Below are 18,409 nucleotides of genomic sequence, written 5' to 3'. Positions count from 1 at the left end.
GTTAGCGTCGCCAGTAAGGTTCTGCTTCAATGCCGATGGCGCGCGTTTGATCCATCGCGTGCAAGATGGAGCGTTCCTGACGCAGCAACCAGCGCTCTAATTGCTCGCGCTCTTCCGCTTCCAGCTTCTCACACAAAGGATGCAAGTGGCGCAGCATGAGGAGATCATCAATACCGTGGATCAGATCGGCCCAAGGCATACGAAAACCGTTACGCTCTTCGGCATCGTAAAGGCTGGCAAAGCCAACCCCAGTGTAAAGATTGCGCGCTAAGCGATAGCGTTGATCAATATACGCCTGCGCCGGCATCTCTTGCTCGGCGGGAAACGCTTCCATCAACTCGGCCCAAGTTCTGTCCAACTGCGTTACGGAAAACTCTTTGACCGAACTTGCCATCTGCTCACGCGCTTTGTCATCCAAAAACGGCTGCCAGCCACGAGTTAGAATCCAGCGGCTCAAATCAAGCAACAAGCCGGTGTAACGCGCACTGGTTAATAGACGCAGCATCTCTTCACGATCCGGCAGGTTGTCAAGTTGCTGAGTGAGCTCAGCGACGAGAAATTTACGTGCGTCCAGCTTGCGCAGCACATGACCTTTGTCTTCCAGAAGTTCGGTTAAATGCGCATGCTCGCCCAACCACGCCAGCTCTTCTTCCAACCATTTCAGCTCTTGGCGCAAAATGGCGCTGGCGCGGCGCGGCACAACCCCGCCAAAAATGGTTAACGTTTGCCGAATAAAGCTGATGGCATGATTGATTTCGCGCAGAGCCTCCACTGATTCGCGCTCAACGTAAATCTGTTCGTGGTAGTGCCAGTGCGACAGCGCATGCTCCAGTGAATTGATCAGACAATACTCAACGTTATCGAGCTTGCCTGTATCGACCAAACTGAGCGATTTCACCTCATCGCCTTGATAACCTTGCGCGAGGCGATAGCCTTTGGCTGCTTTACTTAAGTTACCAAGACGCATACCACCCGATTCAGACAGCAAACGAGCCAAGGTAAACAGTGCGTCGGTCTGACCAGATTTGAGCTCCAGTTCCACTTCACAAATCGTGTCTTCTTTGTCCTGTGCGTTGACCAACCCTTGGTCAAACGCCACTTCGATTTGGCTACCATCCGGCATACCAATTAGCCACTGTTCACGGCTAAAGTTGGTGGAAAAAAGCGGCATCAATTCGGCTTGCAAGGTTTCAATCTCTTTGCCTTGCGGCCAGATATCAAGTGGATGCAGTGAGAGGTCGGGGATATTGCAGTTATGTTCTGCGTTGTATTCGGGACGTTGGTGTAAGCCTGCAACGACGCGTCCGGCTGTTTTGACAGTCTGAACAAAAACGTCATCGAAACGGCGTATCCTTAAGCCTGTATCGTGTTGACGAAGCCAGTTGTCTGGGGTGTCAAAGTAGGTGTTACCCAGATCTCGACAACTGTGCTGAAGCACTTTGGTTTCGGCGATTTTTTCTCGCAAAGTTTCTGAAAATTCAGGAGAAACAAAAAACTTCAGTTCTATCTCGGTTTCCATAGTTATACCTTTCAAAGCAGACTGGAACAGGATATTGCCTAAATTCTTATGGGGCAAGAAAGAAATATCGCACTAGAGATGATCTAAAACAGTTTTAATGCTGGATTGAATGCGTTAACATGCGCGCCTTTATAGCCATCGCTCAACATTTCACCATGAAATGGTGTATGTTCTTTTAAGGTTATAGTTATTAGGTTGAATGACCATGCCAGTAAATACAATTATGGGGTTATTTGCAAAGTCCCCTATAAAGCCTTTGCAGCGTCACGTGGTTTGTGTCAACGAGTGTTGCTCACACCTAATCAAGTTCTTTGAAGTCTGTTCAGAGGGCGATTGGGAAAAAGCAGCGGAAATTCGCGCACAAATCTCTCATCTTGAGAAAGAAGCGGACGTCCTGAAACGAGAAATTCGTCTCAAACTTCCTCGCGGTTTGTTCTTACCGGTCGATCGTACCGACATGCTGGAGCTCCTCACTCAGCAAGACAAACTGGCCAATCTGGCAAAGGACATCGCAGGTCGCGCCTATGGTCGCAAACTGGTGATTCCTGAAGCACTCCAATCCAATTTCATCGCTTACGTTCAACGTTGTCTTGATGCCGCTAACCAGGCTCAAAACGTCATCAACGAGCTTGATGAACTCCTCGAAACCGGATTTAAAGGCCGTGAAGTGACTCTGGTCGCTGAGATGATCCATCAGCTGGATGTTATCGAAGACGATACCGACGCGATGCAAATCACTCTACGTCAGCAGCTGATGGCCATTGAATCGGAGATGAACCCTATCGATGTCATGTTCCTATACAAGATTTTCGAATGGGTTGGCGGTATTGCAGACCAGGCTCAGCGCGTAGGCGCACGTCTGGAATTGATGCTATCTCGATCTTAAAACATTAAGTAAACGAAAAATAACAAAGAGCATAGTCAAACCTGTTTTGGTCATCACAGCAAAAGGCCGAAACAGGACAAACGCATGTTTGATTTTGCTCCGCTTGTTATAAATCAACTAGGTATTACGATGGATATCCTTGCGAACTACGGCACGGTCCTGATTCTTGTTGCAGCGGCTTTCGGATTTATGATGGCGATTGGTATTGGTGCAAATGACGTTGCCAACGCCATGGGCACCTCAGTCGGCTCGAAAGCACTTACCGTAAAACAAGCCATCATCATTGCGATGATATTTGAATTTGCGGGCGCATACCTTGCAGGCGGTGAAGTAACCGACACTATCCGTAAAGGTGTAATCGAAACGTCTCTTTTTGCCGACAAGCCCGACATTCTGGTTTTTGGCATGATGTCCGCTCTTTTGGCGGCGGGTAGCTGGCTGTTGCTGGCGTCTTACATGGGTTGGCCTGTTTCTACCACCCACTCGATTATTGGTGCCATCATTGGTTTTGCCTGTGTTTCTGTAGGCACCGAAGCGGTTGACTGGAGCAGTGTCAAAGGCATTGTCGGCAGTTGGATCATCACTCCGCTTATCTCAGGCTTTTTTGCTTATCTTATCTTCGTCAGCGCGCAGCGTCTGATCTTCGATACCGAAAAACCTCTGCTAAACGCGAAGCGCTTCGTTCCGGTTTACATGTTCATCACCACCATGGTGATCGCGCTGGTAACCATCAAAAAAGGCCTCAAGCACGTGGGTTTGCACCTTAGCAGCTCTGAAGCGTGGATGGCCTCGGTCGCCGTTTCTGCCCTCGTGATGGTCTGCGGTTACCTTTATATCCAGAAGAAATTTGCCAACCGTGAAGATGACCACAGCTTTGCTGGCGTAGAGAGCATTTTCAGCGTCTTGATGGTGATTACCGCCTGTGCCATGGCGTTTGCTCACGGCTCAAACGATGTAGCCAACGCGATTGGTCCTCTTTCTGCGGTCGTGTCTACCGTTGAGCACATGGGTCAAATCACGGCGAAAAGCCAGATTGCTTGGTGGATCCTACCTCTCGGCGGTTTTGGTATCGTGGTCGGCTTGGCAACCCTTGGTCACAAAGTAATGGCTACTGTCGGAACAGGAATTACTGAGCTCACGCCAAGTCGTGGTTTTGCCGCGCAGCTAGCAACCGCATCAACCGTTGTACTGGCATCAGGCACTGGCTTGCCAATTTCAACCACTCAAACCCTTGTCGGTGCTGTACTAGGTGTCGGTTTCGCACGTGGTATCGCTGCACTTAACCTTGGCGTTGTACGCAATATCGTCGCTTCTTGGGTGGTCACACTGCCTGCGGGCGCCCTGTTGGCGGTCGTCTTCTTCTATGTGATGCAAGCGGCTTTTAGCTAACACAAAGCGTCAGAAATATGTAAAGCAAGGACAGATTTTGTAAGCACCTTGTCATATTTGACTCAAACGCACATTAAGGGAGGCTTTGCCTCCCTTCTTTGTTGCATGAGTTTGGGAAACTTTTTACTATTCGTCCATCGGGGCATTTATCGCCGACTCTAAAGAAATCGTTAAGGGATTTATTGTGAAAAAACTCATCGTTACGGTTTTGCTGACTGTCTTTTCTGTGCCGTCACTTTTCGCACAAGACCGCTACATTGCAGATGAACTGTTTACCTATATGCACTCAGGACCAAACAACACTTTCCGCATCATCGGAAGTATTGATGCAGGCAGTAAAGTACAACTGCTGCAAAGCAACAGCGAGACAGGCTACAGCGAAGTGGTTGATGAACGCGGCCGTAAAGGCTGGGTTCAAACGAAATTTATCACTCGCCAAGAAAGCATGGCGATTCGCCTTCCGCGTCTGGAAAAAGAGCTTAAAGATGTGAAAGCACAACTGGCCAACGCGCGCCAAAGTGCCGACACCGAGAAAGCGGGCTTGGTCGATTCACTGGAAAACCGTAATCAACAAATTTCCGAACTGGAGATGAAGTATGGCGAAATCAGCGAGCAGCTCACCGCTGTTCAAACGGAAAATCGCCAACTGCGCGCCAAACTGGATACCCAGAAAGACGATCTGCTATTGAAATACTTTATGTATGGCGGCGGTGTCGCGGGTGGTGGTTTGTTATTTGGCTTGATCTTGCCTCACTTGATCCCACGCCGTAAGAAGTCCCCGTCAGGCTGGACATAATGCGAAACGTTCAGGCCGCGATTGCGGCCTGATTTTTATCTTTCTCTACGCTCATCCCTTCCACTCATACAGAGCCGGAATGGCGATCTTCTCACCGTCAAACTCCACCACAATCGACTGAGGTAAAATTTCGACCAGCTTGACTTGCTGCTCAATCCAATCGCCTTGGCGATACTCTGTACCATTGATCTTCAACCAGCGTCGTTGGCTGTCATTGGAGTAAATATGCGATTGCAGATTCAGCGCCGGTAAACGCCCGCGCCAGCGTGCCGCTTCCATTTCCAGCGAATGCACTTCCCCTTGTGTTGTCTGGCTGAGTTCGGGTGATGGCGATGCCAACGCACTTTCCACTTTCATCGCCAATTCTGGTGAAAAACCTGAGAGATCTAAGTTATCGAGTAAGTCTTGCGCCTTATCCACGCTCGGTTGCGCGGGTGAAGAGGCATTTTGCGTGAGCAGTATAGGCGTAGGTTTGGCTTCTACCAGCGACGCCTGCGGAAAAGTTCTGGGTAACGGTGATAGATAACCGAACGGCGGATAGCTCACGCGTTGCGCCACCTTCTCTTGTTCGTCTAACTCAGCCCCTTGCTGTAAACTCGGCGCGCTCAATTGAACTAACTGCTGCAAACGCGACAAGGTATTCGGCCCGGCGATGCCATCGACACCAATCCCCTGCCACTGTTGGAACCATTCCACACGGCGTTGCAGCGCGCTATCAAAGTGCTCACCGCCTAGCGGATCATCATTGAGCGCTTTCGCCAGTAGCTGGTCCAATTGCGCAATCGCTTCGCCGCTCATGTTGAGCTTTAAGGTGTCACGCAGCGGCGCACGCCAAATAGCCATCGTTTCTCCGCGCCACAAAGTGAGCAGTTCGCTCACTGGTACTCGCAGGCGCGCATCGCCATTGAGCACCTCAGCCCACTCATGCTGCACGCGCCAAAGCACCACATACCCACGCTGATTCTGCTGCTGTAGCGTTAACACCACTGGACGGTTGGCCTGCACTATCTCCTGCCAATTACTCTGCAAGCGAGCACAACGAAATACCGACAATGGTGCATTAAGACACAAGCTGTCTTGCTCACTCGCCTGATATCCCCACACTTGATACAGCTCACTTAGCGCCTGCTGCGGATCTTGCCGAACCATTAGCAAATCGACGATATCCTCTGACGGCGCTTGTTCAATCACGAGAGCGCTGCTTGGTGCATCGGGCTCAACATCGCTAGCCACTGCGGCTTGATTTGGGCTTAGCTGCGTGGTGTACCAGTAACCACCGCTTGCCAGCAGCGCGATGACGCTCAGCGCCACGGCACTTTTTGCCCATCTTGTTGTGGAGCGGCCTATTTGTGGCTGCTGATAGATTTGCGCCTGAAACTGCATCACCTCTTCACACGCTTTATGCACATTGGTTTTGGACACCAGCAGCGTACTTTGGTAGAAACTCAATTGCAGCGCTTTATCGCAAATCAAGTTAATCAAACGCGGAATACCGTGACTGTATTTGGCAATCAACGTGGTCGAACTGCGGTCAAACAGTTGCTTGTCACCTCCGGCGGTATGCAGACGAAAAGCGATGTAGTCGGCCGTCTCTCGCTCATCCAAGGGTAACAAATGGTAGCGGCCCGTAATGCGTTGGGCTAATTGACGCAGTTGGGTAGTTTGCAGCAGCTTTTGTAGCTCAGGCTGTCCGACCAGCAACACTTTGAGCAATTTACTGCTCTCGGTTTCTAAGTTGGTGAGCAGGCGCAGTTGTTCCAATACCTCCACCGCGAGGTGTTGCGCTTCATCGATCACCAGTAGTGTTTGCCTTCCCATCTGGTGGTTTCGCAATAAAAACTGATGGATGATCTGATGGAGTTGCTTGAGGCTCGCCTGCTGCGGGTAGCTGAGATTGAACTCATCACAAATCGCTTCGAGCAGTTCCAAGCTGGAGAAGGTCGGATTGAGTAGCAGCGCGGCGCATTTATTTTCACCTAAGTTCGCCAACATCGATTTGGCCACGGTGGTTTTGCCTGTCCCCACTTCGCCAGTCAGCATGGCAAAACCACCACCGTCGCCCAGTCCTGCCTGTAAATGGGTGATGGCTTCACGATGACGTTGACTCAAATAGAGATAACGCGAGTTCGGCACAATCGAAAATGGCAACTCGGAAAAGCCAAAAAAGTCCTTATACATACACAATCCAAACGCAACGGGCTCATTTCAATAGGGAGCAAAGTACCATTGCTTGCTACAATGTCCAGTCAGATCAGCAATTATTCGAGGTCACACGTGGAAGTTTACTTAGTCGGTGGCGCAGTCCGAGACCAATTACTGCAAATCCCGGTTTACGATAACGATTGGGTCGTGGTCGGCGCAACCGCCGAAGCGATGCTCAGTGCCGGTTACACCGCCGTTGGCAGCGATTTTCCGGTATTTCTGCACCCCAAAACCAAACAGGAATATGCCCTCGCGCGTACTGAACGAAAAACCTCGGCCGGTTATAAAGGCTTTGAGTGCTTTTTCTCGCCAGAGGTGACCTTGGAAGAAGATCTCCTGCGTCGTGACCTGACGATCAATGCTATGGCGATGGATGCGCAAGGCCAGATCATCGACCCTTATGGCGGACAGCAAGATCTCGCCGATAAACTATTAAGGCATGTCTCCAGCGCATTTACCGAAGATCCGCTGCGCGTTCTGCGCGTGGCACGCTTTGCCGCCAAACTCGCGCCGCAGGGTTTTCGTGTCGCCGAGGAGACGATGGCGCTCATGAAAAACATCGTAGAATCCGGTGAGCTGCAAGCCTTAACTGCCGAACGAGTTTGGCAGGAGTGGTTCAAGTCGCTCAATAGCGACGCGCCGCAAGTTTTTCTGCAAGTACTGCGAGAGTGCGGCGCCTTGGCGGTCGTGCTGCCAGAAATCGACGCTCTGTTTGGCGTGCCTCAGCCAGAAAAGTGGCACCCGGAAATTGATACGGGCATTCATACCTTACTGGTCGCTGAGCAAGCCGCCAGGCGCAGCCCATCGCCTGTGGTCCGTTTCGCCGCGCAAGTGCACGATTTAGGCAAAGGCGTGACTCCCAAAGAGGAGTGGCCAAGCCATAAGCTGCACTGCCACACCGGACAAAAACTGATCCAACGCCTTTGTGAAAGAGTGCGCATTCCCAATGAGTTTCGCGATTTGGCGCTGTTAGTCTGTCAGCAACACTCTAACATTCACCGCGCCGCTGAACTTAAACCAGCAACCATCATCAAGATCCTCAATGGTTTTGATGTGTGGCGCAAGGCGGAGCGATTAAAGGAAATCCTATTGTGCTGCGAGGCGGATCATGCCGGTAGAAAAGGGCTGGAGAACGAACCTTATCCGCAGTCAGAACTCATGATGCGTGCATACCAAGCCGCGTTATCCGTTGAGGTGCAAACGGTGATCGACGCGGGTTTCAAAGGTTCTGCGATTCGCGATGAACTGGAAAAACGGCGCATTGCAGCGGTGGCTAACGCGCTTGGCCGCTAGTGTCATAAAGCAGACCATAGAGTGCAAGAAAAAGGCCCGCGGATCGCAATCCGCGGGCCTTTTACATTGAGCTTGAGCTAACTAAACACTTAAGCGCTGAGCAGGTAGGCAAACAAACCGACGCCCAGAATCAAACGATAAATCACAAATGGCATCATACCCATGCGTGAGATCATCTTCAAAAACAGATGGATACACAGATAAGCACTGAAAAATGAGGTGATAATCCCGGTCAGTAAGAAACCAACATGCACAGGCTCACCGCTAGTGACGAGTTTCAAACCAAGGTAAGAACCCGCCAAGGTAATAATCGGGATCGACATTAAGAAAGAGAAACGCGCCGCCGCCTCACGGGTAAAACCAAGATAAAGCGCTGCGGTAATGGTGGCTCCTGAGCGAGAAGTGCCAGGTATAATGGCCACTGCTTGAGCAAGGCCGATAAAGAGCGCTTTTTTCCAACCCGCTTGATACTCATCATTGAGCAGCGTGGCATTCTTATCAACCCACCACAGCAACAAGCCGAATATGATGGTCGTGGTTGCGATCACATAAGCGCTGCGTAAGTAAACTTCAACCACATCTTTCATCAATAAGCCAAAAATACAGGCAGGAATGGTTGCCAGCACGATCATCCACGCCAACTTCGCTTCTTTGCTGCGATCCCCTTTGAAAATGGAGGCGAACAAAGCCGAAAACAGCGTGATCACTTCATGGCGGAAGTAGATGACCACTGCGGCCAACGTCCCTACATGCACAGCGACATCGAAAGCCAATCCTTGATCTGCCCAGCCAAAAATCGCCGAGGGCAAAATTAAATGCGCCGAACTGGAAATCGGCAAAAACTCCGTTAGGCCTTGGATCAAAGCCAACACAAACGCTTCAAAATAACTCATGGTTTACTCGGTTTTTTATAATGAAAAATCAATTTTTTGCAAAGAGTCGAGATCCTTTGCACTGCGCCAAATTTGCTCGACGGTTCGGCCATCACCCGGAATGGTCAACTCCGGTTGCAAATCATACAAAGGTTGAATGACAAAAGGATATTTAAAAATATCGCTGCGAGGCAACTGCGGATTTTGCGCGCAAATGCAGTCGCCAAACAACACAATATCGAGATCTAAGGTGCGATCTTGAAATTTTTGCGCATTCGTATCTCGACCCCACTTATGTTCGATCGCGCGCAAACGTGCGACAAACTCCGGCAGTGCGAGGTCAGTATTGAGCTGAATAACAAAGTTAAAAAAAGGATGGCTATCAAAACCGACCGCAGCACATTCGTATATCGGCGAAACGCGTAAATCACTGCCCAATGCCGCCAACTCTTGCCAAGCTGCGCTGGCGTGTTTCTCTCGCTCTAGATTGCTACCCACGCCGATATACGCGGTGTTCATGCCTGACCTCGTTCAATGATAACGCCCACCGCGCGTGCCTGTGGCACGGCTCCGGGCTTGGCCAGACGGATACGAATCCAAGGGACGTTAAAACGGCTCATGATCAACTCAGCCACTTCTTCGGCGACACGTTCGACCAACAGAAAACGACCACCTTCGATATGTGTCAGCACGGCCTCGCTCACTTTGGCGTAATCGAGCGCGTCACACACATCGTCGCTTTTGCCAGCAGGGCGATTGTCGTGAGCCATCTCAATATCCAGCACCAGCTTCTGTTTGATCTCCTGCTCCCAGTCGTACACACCTATGGTGGTGATCACTTCCAACTGTTCAATAAACACTTTGTCCAGCGCCATGTTCTGTCCTTATTAGAGGTCGGATACCCGTTTGGGGTAAATTCATCGTATTATTTTCGCAATCGCGCTATGATAGCAACTACGCGAAAAATGAGCATTAATTTCCAAATATTTAGGTACTCACATGGACGCACTGGCAGTGACAATGACCATCATCGCCTACCTACTGGGCTCTGTCTCCAGTGCGGTACTGATTTGTCGTCTGCTAAGATTGCCTGATCCACGAGGTGTGGGTTCCAATAACCCTGGCGCGACCAATGTGCTGCGCATTGGCGGAAAAGGTGCCGCAGCCGCTGTTTTGCTCTGTGACATGCTCAAAGGCACCATTCCGGTGTGGAGCGGTTACTACTTCGGTATCGACCCCATCTTACTTGGCGTGATTGCCATTGCGGCTTGTTTAGGCCATATGTACCCAATTTTCTTTCATTTTCAAGGTGGTAAAGGTGTGGCTACCGCACTTGGCGCGATCGCGCCCATCGGCCTTGATTTGACTGCGATGATCATGGTCACTTGGCTGACGGTGGCATTGCTGTTTCGCTATTCTTCACTGGCCGCGCTCATCACCGTACTGCTTGCACCATTTTATACGTGGATGATCAAACCTCATTACACCTTACCTGTCGGCATGCTGTGCTGCTTGATTGTGCTGCGCCATCATCAAAATATCCGCCGCCTTTTTACTGGTGAAGAGCCGAAAATCGGCGAAAAAAAATTGCCTTTCCCCAAACCGTAATCACGGATGCTCAACAACGATTTAAAGCAGCGACCTCAACATCAGCCCGCTGCTTTTGACACATTTAGGCATAAACCTGCGCAAAAAAATCGCTCAGCATACGGTTAACAAACTCTGGCTGCTCCAGATTGCTAATGTGGCCTGCATTGGGGATCTCGATTAATTGGCTAGCCGTGATCACATCTTTCATCAGATAGGACTCGAACACCGGACGCGGCTTATCTTCTCTACCCACAGCAATAAGCGTCGGCAAGGCAAAGTTCTCAGCATCTTCAATCACATCTCTGCGACCAAATACCATGCGTCCCACTCTTGCTACTTGCACCGCTTGTTCTCCGGAAAGAGAGGCAAGTTTTTGTGTAAAATCATCAACCAACTGAGGATTTTTCTCTTTCGCATCGTTGGCGAAAAACAGCGGCACCACCGCTTCAACTATTGGTGGCGGCACCAGTTGGCTTTGGCTAATAGCGTCTAACATGGAGAAATATTTTTTATGCGTCACTTCAGGTTCCAGACCAATAAAGGTATCCATCAGTACCAAAGACTTGACCCGCGCAGGTGCCTGCGAGACTAACTCCGCCCCCCACATGCCGCCGACGGATAAGCCAACAACAGAAAACTGCTCAATGGCTAAATGGTCCATCAAGGCCAACACATGACGCGCGTAATCACCCAATGAATGGCAGTTCGCTGGCGCCGCCTGTGATTGCCCGTGCGCCCACAGTTCAGGCACGATGCAGCGATAGGATTGGCTTAGCCACTCAATTTGTGGTGCCCACATTTCGCTGTCCCATAAATAGCTATGACCAAACAGCAAAACAGGACCTTGGCCCACATCCTGATACGCCATCTGGTGACCATCAATCTCGAATGTCTTCATTTATTACCCTTTTGACTGATAAAAACGGCCGCCTTTGCGACCGTTTGTCTCTGTTATTGTTCAATTGCCGTCAGTGTATCGATCGGCCAGCGCGGACGCGCCTCAACCGCTAAATCTGACACTTCATTGTTTTTCAGACGTTGCATACCGGCATAGGCGATCATCGCTCCGTTGTCGGTGCAAAATTCGGTGCGCGGATAATAGACTTCACCGCCTATTTTCTTAGCCAATTTTGCTAACTCAGCGCGCAAGCGTTTGTTGGCACTCACCCCGCCCGCAATCACAATACGCTTCATGCCCGTTTGCTCAAGAGCACGTTTGCATTTTATCGCCAAGGTTTCACACACCGCCTCTTCAAACGCCAAGGCGATGTCGGCACGAGTCTGCTCATCATCCCCGTTGGCCGCAATGGTATTGGCGGTGAACGTTTTAAGACCTGAAAAACTCATGTCTAACCCTGGGCGATCTGTCATGGGACGGGGAAATTTAAATCGACCTGGAGTGCCTTTTTCCGCCAACTTGGACAATAACGGCCCCCCTGGATAGTCCAGCCCCATCAGCTTGGCGGTTTTATCGAATGCTTCACCTGCTGCGTCATCGATCGATTCGCCTAAGATTTTGTACTCACCGATGCCTTTAACTTCCACCATCATCGAATGACCACCAGAAACCAACACCGCCACAAACGGAAACGGCGGCGGGTTCTCTTCCAACATTGGCGCAAGCAAATGGCCTTCCATATGATGCACGGGCACGGCGGGCACGCCCCACGCGTAAGCGAGGCTGCGTCCAATCGTCGCGCCAACTAATAACGCACCAACCAGACCTGGGCCTGCGGTGTACGCCACACCATCAATCTCTTTTGCGGTCAGATTGGCTTCCTTGAGCGCTTCTTTGATCAGCGGAATGGTTTTTTTTACATGATCACGGGAGGCCAGCTCAGGCACCACACCACCGTAATCGGCGTGCAGTTTAATCTGGCTATAGAGTTGGTGGGCTAGCAAGCCTTTCTCGTCGTCATAAATGGCGATGCCTGTTTCGTCACAGGAGGTTTCAATGCCGATAATGCGCATGGTGTTCTCGGTATGCTTAGTGCTAATTGAAAATTGGCGACATATTACCTCGCTGGGCTCTGACAAACAAATTTTGTACAGACAATAGTCGACAAAAGGCTTTACAAAGCCATTGTGATCGGATTAAAATTCCGCACCATTTTTGATCAAGCTGGTTAGAGACCAATCGCTAGTGATTTGTCTGTTTATTACCAGCGCTAACGAATAACCCCTGAGGTGAAAGGCATATGCCAGTAGTTAAAGTACGTGAAAACGAACCGTTCGACGTTGCTCTACGTCGTTTCAAGCGCTCTTGCGAAAAAGCAGGTATCCTTTCTGAAGTGCGTCGTCGTGAGCACTACGAAAAACCAACTACAGTTCGCAAACGCGCTAAAGCAGCAGCTCAAAAGCGTCACGCTAAGAAGCTAGCTCGCGAAAACGCTCGTCGCGTTCGCCTGTACTAATAACTGAGCTCCTGGTTAAGGAATTTAGTTATGGCTCTGATTGACACTCTCAAAGAAGAGCAAAAATTAGCGATGAAAGCCAAGGACAAACAGCGCCTTGGCACAATCCGTTTAGCCTTGTCAGCCATTAAGCAACGTGAAGTTGACGATCAGATCACTCTGAGCGATGACGACATTCTCGCCGTGCTGACCAAAATGGTTAAACAACGTCGCGACTCTGTATCGCAGTTTGAAGCGGCAGGTCGTCAAGACTTGGCCGATGCGGAGAAAGCCGAAATTACTGTGCTTGAAGAGTTCATGCCACAACCGCTTAGCGAAGACGAAGTAACCGCGCTTGTTGAAGCTGCCGTTATTGAATCTGGCGCTGCGGGCATGCAAGACATGAGCAAAGTGATGGCTGTGCTAAAACCGCAAATTCAAGGTCGTGCAGATATGGGTAAAGTGAGCGGTTTAGTTCGCGCTAAACTGGCTTAAAACCCGCACCTGTTTGCAACAAGCCGTGCTATCCTTTGGAACGCACGGCTTGTTTGTATCTACCCTTCTCTTTTTCATTAGGTTTTATGGCAGGACACATCCCACGCAGTTTTATCGATGACCTTCTTGCTCGACTTGATATCGTCGACATCATCGACGCACGGGTGAAACTTAAGAAAAAAGGCAAGAACTATGGGGCTTGCTGCCCTTTCCACAACGAGAAAACCCCCTCGTTCAGCGTCAGTCAGGAAAAGCAGTTTTACCACTGTTTCGGCTGCGGTGCGCACGGTAACGCCATCGACTTCATGATGGAATACGAGCGACTTGAGTTTGTTGAAGCCATTGAAGAACTCGCCTCTTATCTCGGTTTAGATGTCCCGAGAGAACAGCGCGCTCAAGGTAGTGGACGCTTTAGCCAAGCCCCTCAAGCCAGCAGCAGCGAAAAACGCAGCTTGTATGACTTGATGGCGAGCATCGCACAGTTTTATCGTGGCCAACTCAAACAGCCTACAGGCAAAGTAGCGATTGATTATCTGAAAAATCGTGGCCTCTCGGGCGAAATAGTGCAGAAATTTGGCATCGGTTACATCGCCGATGAGTGGGATTTGGTGCGCAGAAACTTCGGCCAACACAATGAAGCTCAAGAGATGTTGGTTTCAGGCGGCATGTTGATCGAAAACGACAAAGGCAATCGATACGACCGTTTTCGCGGCCGAGTGATGTTCCCCATCCGCGATCGCCGTGGTCGAGTCATTGGTTTTGGTGGGCGAGTGATTGGCGAAGGTACGCCAAAATACCTCAACTCGCCTGAAACACCGATTTTCCACAAAGGCAAAGAACTCTACGGCCTGTATGAAGTGTTGCAAGCCTATCGCGAGCCACCACAAATTTTGGTGGTCGAAGGCTATATGGATGTTGTCGCCTTGGCGCAATATGGCGTAGATTATTCCGTCGCGTCCCTTGGCACCTCCACCACTGGCGATCACCTGCAAGTGTTGTTCAGACAAACCAGCACAGTGGTGTGTTGCTATGATGGAGACCGCGCAGGCAGAGAAGCGGCCTGGCGCGCAATGGAAAACGCCCTGCCGTACCTTACCGATGGGCGACAACTTAAGTTCATGTTTCTACCGGATGGCGAAGACCCGGATTCTTACATCCGCCAATTTGGAAAAGCAGAGTTCGAGCGACAAGTTGCCAGCGCCACGCCATTGTCCGAGTTTATGTTTAGCTCCCTTGCTCAACAGGTGGACATGAGCAGCAAAGAGGGCATGGCAAAACTCAGTACACTCGCTGTTCCATTAATTGATAAAGTGCCAGGCGGAACTTTACGTCTATACTTGAGAGAATTGTTGGGACGTCGGCTTGGTTTGGTTGATGAGCGTCAATTGCAGCAACTCATTGCGCGCCAAGCTCAAAGCGAACAGAAGCCGCAGCCTCACCGAGAGCTGAAGCGAACTCCGATGCGTGAAGTCATCGCCTTGTTAATCCAGCGCCCAGATTTTGCTCAATTAGTGCCAGACCTAAGCTCAGTCGCTCACTTAACCATACCCGGCTTAAGTTTATTGATAGAAGTGCTTGAAAAATGTCAAACACGTCCCAATATCACTACGGGCCAATTGTTAGAAAGCTGGCGTGGTAGCCAGAATGAGACCCTTCTGTCTCGTCTTGCGAGCTGGGAAATCCCACTCGATGAAGATAACGAAGAAGATATATTTTTGGATTCACTGGATAAAATTCTTGCCCAGTGCATCGAAAAGCAAATTGAAAACCTGCAGGCAAAAGATAGAAGTATCGGCTTATCAGCCGATGAAAGAAGGGAGCTGCTAGCGCTGATGCTAGATTTAAAAGCGTAACCCTGTTTAATTAGTCAGCAACGATTTTATTTGCTATAGTTAGTGGTTTGCATTTCGCATACTAATTCCTTCACCAGATTACGAAGTTGGATACCGTCTATGGATCATAATCCGCAGTCACAGCTAAAACTACTTGTCATTCGTGGCAAAGAGCAAGGCTATCTGACCTACGCCGAAGTAAATGACCACCTACCTGCTGAGATCGTCGATTCCGAGCAGGTGGAAGATATCATTCAGATGATCAACGACATGGGCATCAAAGTAGTAGAAACTGCTCCTGATGCTGATGACCTGTCATTGAGTGATGAAACAAACATTACCGATGAAGACGCAGCCGAAGCGGCAGCGGCTGCACTTTCGAGTGTAGAAAGCGAAATTGGCCGTACCACGGATCCCGTGCGTATGTACATGCGCGAAATGGGCACGGTAGAACTACTAACACGCGAAGGCGAAATTGACATCGCTAAACGCATTGAAGATGGTATCAACCAAGTACAATCTTCGGTTGCCGAATACCCAGGTACCATTCCTTACATCCTTGAGCAATTTGATAAAGTTCAGGCGGAAGAGCTTCGTCTGACCGACCTTATCAGTGGCTTTGTCGATCCTAACGCTGACGAAACCGCAGCGCCAACCGCAACACACATCGGCTCTGAGCTGACCAAAGCGGATCTGGAAGATGAAGACAGCAACGATATAGACGACGATGAAGACGAGGATGAAGACGGCGACGATTCAAACTCAGATTCTGATGAAGAGATCGGCATCGATCCTGAAGTGGCGCTTGAGAAGTTCTCACAACTGCGTAACAGCTACCAGAACGTTCAGCTTGCTATCAACGAGCACGGCTACGACAGCGCTCAGGTTGCTCAAGCGCATGAAGTGATGCTGGAAGTATTCAAAGAATTCCGTCTCACACCAAAGCAGTTTGATCATCTGGTTAACGAGCTTCGCACGGCAATGGATCGCGTTCGTACCCAAGAACGTTTGATCATGAAATCAGCGGTCGAAATCGCCAAGATGCCGAAAAAATCGTTCATTGCTCTGTTTACAGGCAACGAATCTAACGAGGCATGGCTAGATCAGATCCTCGCCTCTGACAAACCATACGCAGAAAAAATCCGCCAACATGAAGAAGACATTCGTCGCTCAATCGCCAAATTGAAAGCGATTGAAGAAGAAACTTCTTTGTCTGTTAACAACATCAAAGACATCAGCCGTCGCATGTCTATCGGTGAAGCGAAAGCACGCCGTGCGAAGAAAGAGATGGTGGAAGCAAACTTACGTCTGGTTATTTCTATCGCGAAGAAGTACACCAACCGTGGCCTGCAATTCCTCGACCTCATTCAAGAAGGCAATATCGGTCTGATGAAAGCGGTAGACAAATTTGAATACCGCCGTGGTTACAAGTTCTCAACGTACGCCACATGGTGGATTCGTCAGGCGATCACTCGTTCTATCGCGGACCAAGCACGTACTATTCGTATTCCGGTACACATGATCGAAACGATCAACAAGCTCAACCGCATCTCTCGTCAAATGCTACAAGAGATGGGCCGTGAGCCACTACCGGAAGAGCTGGCTGAGCGCATGCAAATGCCAGAAGACAAGATCCGTAAAGTACTGAAAATTGCCAAAGAGCCAATCTCAATGGAGACACCTATCGGTGACGACGAAGATTCTCATCTAGGCGATTTCATCGAGGATACCACGCTCGAACTGCCTCTCGACTCTGCAACGGCCACCAGCCTAAAAGCAGCGACTAAAGACGTTCTTGCTGGCCTAACACCTCGTGAAGCAAAAGTACTACGCATGCGCTTTGGTATCGACATGAACACCGACCACACTCTAGAAGAAGTGGGCAAACAGTTCGACGTGACGCGTGAGCGTATCCGTCAGATCGAAGCAAAAGCACTGCGTAAACTGCGTCACCCAAGCCGCTCAGAAACGCTGCGCAGCTTCTTAGACGAATAACACAGCGTGTTTCAGACAAAAGGTGAGCCTCGGCTCACCTTTTTTGTTATTTATTGTGCTAAGTGAATAAAAACTAAGCGCAATTAGCCGTCACAACGTCTAGACACCCTGCCCTAGTTCTCCTATAATCTTGGCTCTTATTTGGCCCCTTAGCTCAGTGGTTAGAGCAGTCGACTCATAATCGATTGGTCATGTGTTCAAGTCACATAGGGGCCACCAAATTCTAGAAGGTTAGTAAGCGTAGTGTTTACTAACCTTTTTTTGTACCTGACGATTTTGGGTCAAGTAATGGGTCAGGTAAGCCCCGATCACGCACTCTTCTCTGTCTTCTTCCAATACTAATCCGAATACTACGCTGTTGCCAAATATGTCCTTCTGGCTGATAAATATCTCTCATAGAGAAAAAAGAGAGAGATTAAACTCGCAAACCAACCATAAGTAACTTAAATTGCACTTATAGATAATTTCTTATACAGTCATGACAAAAGTGAGTTATAGTGAACTTATATGTTAAGATGGACCCAATAATGACAAAAGTACATTAAAAGACACTTATGAGAAAAGGTAAGATGGTAAAGGCACAACCTATGCCTGATTTGAATACCGAGTTCAGTATGGAAACGCTGGGGAGCGCCATTCGCTCAAAGCGCACCGATAGAGGCTGGCGTATTGATGATCTCGCTTCAAAAGCCAATTTATCTCGTAGAACAGTCATGAAGGTAGAAAATGGCGATACCAGTGTCACCTTTGCCAATGTACTCGTCCTCATGGATATTTTAGGGCTATCGTTACGCCTTATCGACTTAAAACTAGTTGTTCGTCCACATAGCCAAATAACCTCCCAAGCTGAAAACAGCGTGAGAAACAGTGAGGGCGGTTGGTATGAGTAAGTTACAACAGTTAGACGTGTTTATCGGTACGAATACCAAAATTGGTCGTTTGATTCTTCCTGTCGGAACAGAAACAGAGTTTTCATTCATCTATGAAGATGAATGGAAACACACTGGTTTCCCAATTTCGCCACACATCCCTTTCGATGATCAGGTCCACGTAGCATCGAAAATTACCACACTCATCAACCACAACCCCAGAAACAGCAGCTAATTACAGGATTCATACTGGAACCGGAAAAACTAACGGCACACTG

The 18,409-nt window shown here is 49.5% G+C and carries 17 protein-coding genes, 1 tRNA gene and 1 pseudogene; 12 read left to right on the top strand and 7 right to left on the bottom strand.

The window, feature by feature from the left end; all coding sequences use genetic code 11:
* Position 1: 1 nt before the first annotated feature.
* Positions 2 to 1,519 carry an inorganic triphosphatase gene (locus tag I3X05_RS01950; protein WP_337970929.1) on the bottom strand — a complete coding sequence of 506 codons (1,518 nt, stop codon included), beginning with the start codon at positions 1,517 to 1,519 and terminating at the stop codon, positions 2 to 4.
* 205 nt (positions 1,520 to 1,724) lie between these two features.
* On the opposite strand from I3X05_RS01950, the gene I3X05_RS01945 reads away from it, so the two are divergent.
* The 3 genes from I3X05_RS01945 to I3X05_RS01935 all read left to right on the top strand — a co-directional run bounded on the left by I3X05_RS01945 (position 1,725) and on the right by I3X05_RS01935 (position 4,590).
* Positions 1,725 to 2,405, top strand: a complete 681-nt coding sequence (locus tag I3X05_RS01945; RefSeq protein WP_045569974.1) for a TIGR00153 family protein — start codon at positions 1,725 to 1,727, stop codon at positions 2,403 to 2,405.
* A gap of 129 nt (positions 2,406 to 2,534) precedes the next feature.
* Positions 2,535 to 3,794 (top strand): inorganic phosphate transporter, encoded by a 1,260-nt coding sequence (locus tag I3X05_RS01940; RefSeq protein ID WP_045569973.1) that lies wholly within the window; start codon positions 2,535 to 2,537, stop codon positions 3,792 to 3,794.
* A 184-nt stretch (positions 3,795 to 3,978) separates the two neighbouring features.
* Positions 3,979 to 4,590 carry a TIGR04211 family SH3 domain-containing protein gene (locus tag I3X05_RS01935; RefSeq protein WP_045569860.1) on the top strand — a complete coding sequence of 204 codons (612 nt, stop codon included), beginning with the start codon at positions 3,979 to 3,981 and terminating at the stop codon, positions 4,588 to 4,590.
* 51 nt (positions 4,591 to 4,641) lie between these two features.
* Here the strand turns inward: I3X05_RS01935 and I3X05_RS01930 are convergent, their stop codons facing one another.
* Positions 4,642 to 6,768, bottom strand: a complete 2,127-nt coding sequence (locus I3X05_RS01930) for an AAA family ATPase (protein WP_337970928.1) — start codon at positions 6,766 to 6,768, stop codon at positions 4,642 to 4,644.
* Between the two features lie 96 nt (positions 6,769 to 6,864).
* Here I3X05_RS01930 and I3X05_RS01925 point away from each other — a divergent pair, with 96 nt between their 5' ends.
* Positions 6,865 to 8,085 (top strand): multifunctional CCA addition/repair protein, encoded by a 1,221-nt coding sequence (locus I3X05_RS01925; RefSeq protein ID WP_337970927.1) that lies wholly within the window; start codon positions 6,865 to 6,867, stop codon positions 8,083 to 8,085.
* 89 nt (positions 8,086 to 8,174) lie between these two features.
* On the opposite strand, the gene I3X05_RS01920 is transcribed toward I3X05_RS01925, so the two are convergent.
* The 3 genes from I3X05_RS01920 to folB are packed head-to-tail and all read right to left on the bottom strand — an operon-like array spanning position 8,175 to position 9,832.
* Positions 8,175 to 8,978 carry an undecaprenyl-diphosphate phosphatase gene (locus I3X05_RS01920; protein WP_193157637.1) on the bottom strand — a complete coding sequence of 268 codons (804 nt, stop codon included), beginning with the start codon at positions 8,976 to 8,978 and terminating at the stop codon, positions 8,175 to 8,177.
* A gap of 15 nt (positions 8,979 to 8,993) precedes the next feature.
* A complete protein-coding gene (gene folK / locus I3X05_RS01915; RefSeq protein ID WP_337970926.1) occupies positions 8,994 to 9,476 on the bottom strand; it encodes a 2-amino-4-hydroxy-6-hydroxymethyldihydropteridine diphosphokinase in 483 nt (160 codons plus the stop codon).
* The gene (folB, locus tag I3X05_RS01910) at positions 9,473 to 9,832 is read right to left on the bottom strand and encodes a bifunctional dihydroneopterin aldolase/7,8-dihydroneopterin epimerase (RefSeq protein ID WP_045569855.1); all 360 of its coding nucleotides are present in this window, start codon (positions 9,830 to 9,832) and stop codon (positions 9,473 to 9,475) included. Before folB ends, folK begins: the two co-directional genes overlap by 4 nt.
* A gap of 124 nt (positions 9,833 to 9,956) precedes the next feature.
* On the opposite strand from folB, the gene plsY reads away from it, so the two are divergent.
* Positions 9,957 to 10,565, top strand: a complete 609-nt coding sequence (gene plsY, locus I3X05_RS01905) for a glycerol-3-phosphate 1-O-acyltransferase PlsY (RefSeq protein ID WP_045569854.1) — start codon at positions 9,957 to 9,959, stop codon at positions 10,563 to 10,565.
* 64 nt (positions 10,566 to 10,629) lie between these two features.
* Here the strand turns inward: plsY and I3X05_RS01900 are convergent, their stop codons facing one another.
* Complete coding sequence (locus I3X05_RS01900) at positions 10,630 to 11,445, bottom strand: alpha/beta fold hydrolase (protein ID WP_045569853.1); 816 nt, start codon at positions 11,443 to 11,445, stop codon at positions 10,630 to 10,632.
* 53 nt (positions 11,446 to 11,498) lie between these two features.
* Complete coding sequence (tsaD, locus tag I3X05_RS01895) at positions 11,499 to 12,518, bottom strand: tRNA (adenosine(37)-N6)-threonylcarbamoyltransferase complex transferase subunit TsaD (RefSeq protein ID WP_045569852.1); 1,020 nt, start codon at positions 12,516 to 12,518, stop codon at positions 11,499 to 11,501.
* A gap of 227 nt (positions 12,519 to 12,745) precedes the next feature.
* Between tsaD and rpsU the strand changes: the two genes are divergently transcribed.
* From rpsU to I3X05_RS01860, 7 genes and pseudogenes are all read left to right on the top strand, one after another.
* Complete coding sequence (rpsU, locus tag I3X05_RS01890; protein WP_001145625.1) at positions 12,746 to 12,961, top strand: 30S ribosomal protein S21; 216 nt, start codon at positions 12,746 to 12,748, stop codon at positions 12,959 to 12,961.
* 30 nt (positions 12,962 to 12,991) lie between these two features.
* Positions 12,992 to 13,435, top strand: coding sequence for a GatB/YqeY domain-containing protein (locus I3X05_RS01885; protein WP_045569851.1), 444 nt, complete (start codon positions 12,992 to 12,994; stop codon positions 13,433 to 13,435).
* A gap of 86 nt (positions 13,436 to 13,521) precedes the next feature.
* Positions 13,522 to 15,288 carry a DNA primase gene (dnaG, locus tag I3X05_RS01880; protein WP_045569972.1) on the top strand — a complete coding sequence of 589 codons (1,767 nt, stop codon included), beginning with the start codon at positions 13,522 to 13,524 and terminating at the stop codon, positions 15,286 to 15,288.
* Between the two features lie 99 nt (positions 15,289 to 15,387).
* Positions 15,388 to 17,262: an RNA polymerase sigma factor RpoD gene (rpoD, locus tag I3X05_RS01875; RefSeq protein ID WP_045569850.1), complete on the top strand. Its 1,875-nt coding sequence runs from the start codon at positions 15,388 to 15,390 to the stop codon at positions 17,260 to 17,262.
* Between the two features lie 143 nt (positions 17,263 to 17,405).
* Positions 17,406 to 17,481: transfer RNA gene (locus I3X05_RS01870), tRNA-Ile, on the top strand.
* Positions 17,482 to 17,816: 335 nt separating this feature from the next.
* The gene (locus tag I3X05_RS01865) at positions 17,817 to 18,152 is read left to right on the top strand and encodes a helix-turn-helix domain-containing protein (protein ID WP_045569849.1); all 336 of its coding nucleotides are present in this window, start codon (positions 17,817 to 17,819) and stop codon (positions 18,150 to 18,152) included.
* Positions 18,145 to 18,329: pseudogene (locus tag I3X05_RS01860) on the top strand (HipA N-terminal domain-containing protein); the annotation flags it as partial. The gene I3X05_RS01865 and the pseudogene I3X05_RS01860, both read left to right, overlap by 8 nt.
* Positions 18,330 to 18,409: the final 80 nt, after the last annotated feature.

Source organism: Vibrio navarrensis (assembly GCF_015767675.1).
Classification (GTDB): Bacteria; Pseudomonadota; Gammaproteobacteria; order Enterobacterales; family Vibrionaceae; genus Vibrio.
The sequence above is the reverse complement of the archived record's forward strand: the minus strand, read 5'-3'. Positions and strand labels throughout refer to the sequence as shown.

Bases quoted from the DNA above. Each gene is read 5' to 3' on its own strand.
- I3X05_RS01930 (WP_337970928.1), bottom strand. From the start codon at position 6,768: ATGTATAAGGACTTTTTTGGCTTTTCCGAGTTGCCATTTTCGATTGTG.
- I3X05_RS01920 (WP_193157637.1), bottom strand. From the start codon at position 8,978: ATGAGTTATTTTGAAGCGTTTGTGTTGGCTTTGATCCAAGGCCTAACG.
- folB (WP_045569855.1), bottom strand. From the start codon at position 9,832: ATGGCGCTGGACAAAGTGTTTATTGAACAGTTGGAAGTGATCACCACC.
- I3X05_RS01945 (WP_045569974.1), top strand. From the start codon at position 1,725: ATGCCAGTAAATACAATTATGGGGTTATTTGCAAAGTCCCCTATAAAG.
- tsaD (WP_045569852.1), bottom strand. From the start codon at position 12,518: ATGCGCATTATCGGCATTGAAACCTCCTGTGACGAAACAGGCATCGCC.
- rpoD (WP_045569850.1), top strand. From the start codon at position 15,388: ATGGATCATAATCCGCAGTCACAGCTAAAACTACTTGTCATTCGTGGC.
- I3X05_RS01865 (WP_045569849.1), top strand. From the start codon at position 17,817: ATGAGAAAAGGTAAGATGGTAAAGGCACAACCTATGCCTGATTTGAAT.
- I3X05_RS01950 (WP_337970929.1), bottom strand. From the start codon at position 1,519: ATGGAAACCGAGATAGAACTGAAGTTTTTTGTTTCTCCTGAATTTTCA.
- I3X05_RS01940 (WP_045569973.1), top strand. From the start codon at position 2,535: ATGGATATCCTTGCGAACTACGGCACGGTCCTGATTCTTGTTGCAGCG.
- rpsU (WP_001145625.1), top strand. From the start codon at position 12,746: ATGCCAGTAGTTAAAGTACGTGAAAACGAACCGTTCGACGTTGCTCTA.
- I3X05_RS01885 (WP_045569851.1), top strand. From the start codon at position 12,992: ATGGCTCTGATTGACACTCTCAAAGAAGAGCAAAAATTAGCGATGAAA.
- dnaG (WP_045569972.1), top strand. From the start codon at position 13,522: ATGGCAGGACACATCCCACGCAGTTTTATCGATGACCTTCTTGCTCGA.
- folK (WP_337970926.1), bottom strand. From the start codon at position 9,476: ATGAACACCGCGTATATCGGCGTGGGTAGCAATCTAGAGCGAGAGAAA.
- I3X05_RS01900 (WP_045569853.1), bottom strand. From the start codon at position 11,445: ATGAAGACATTCGAGATTGATGGTCACCAGATGGCGTATCAGGATGTG.
- plsY (WP_045569854.1), top strand. From the start codon at position 9,957: ATGGACGCACTGGCAGTGACAATGACCATCATCGCCTACCTACTGGGC.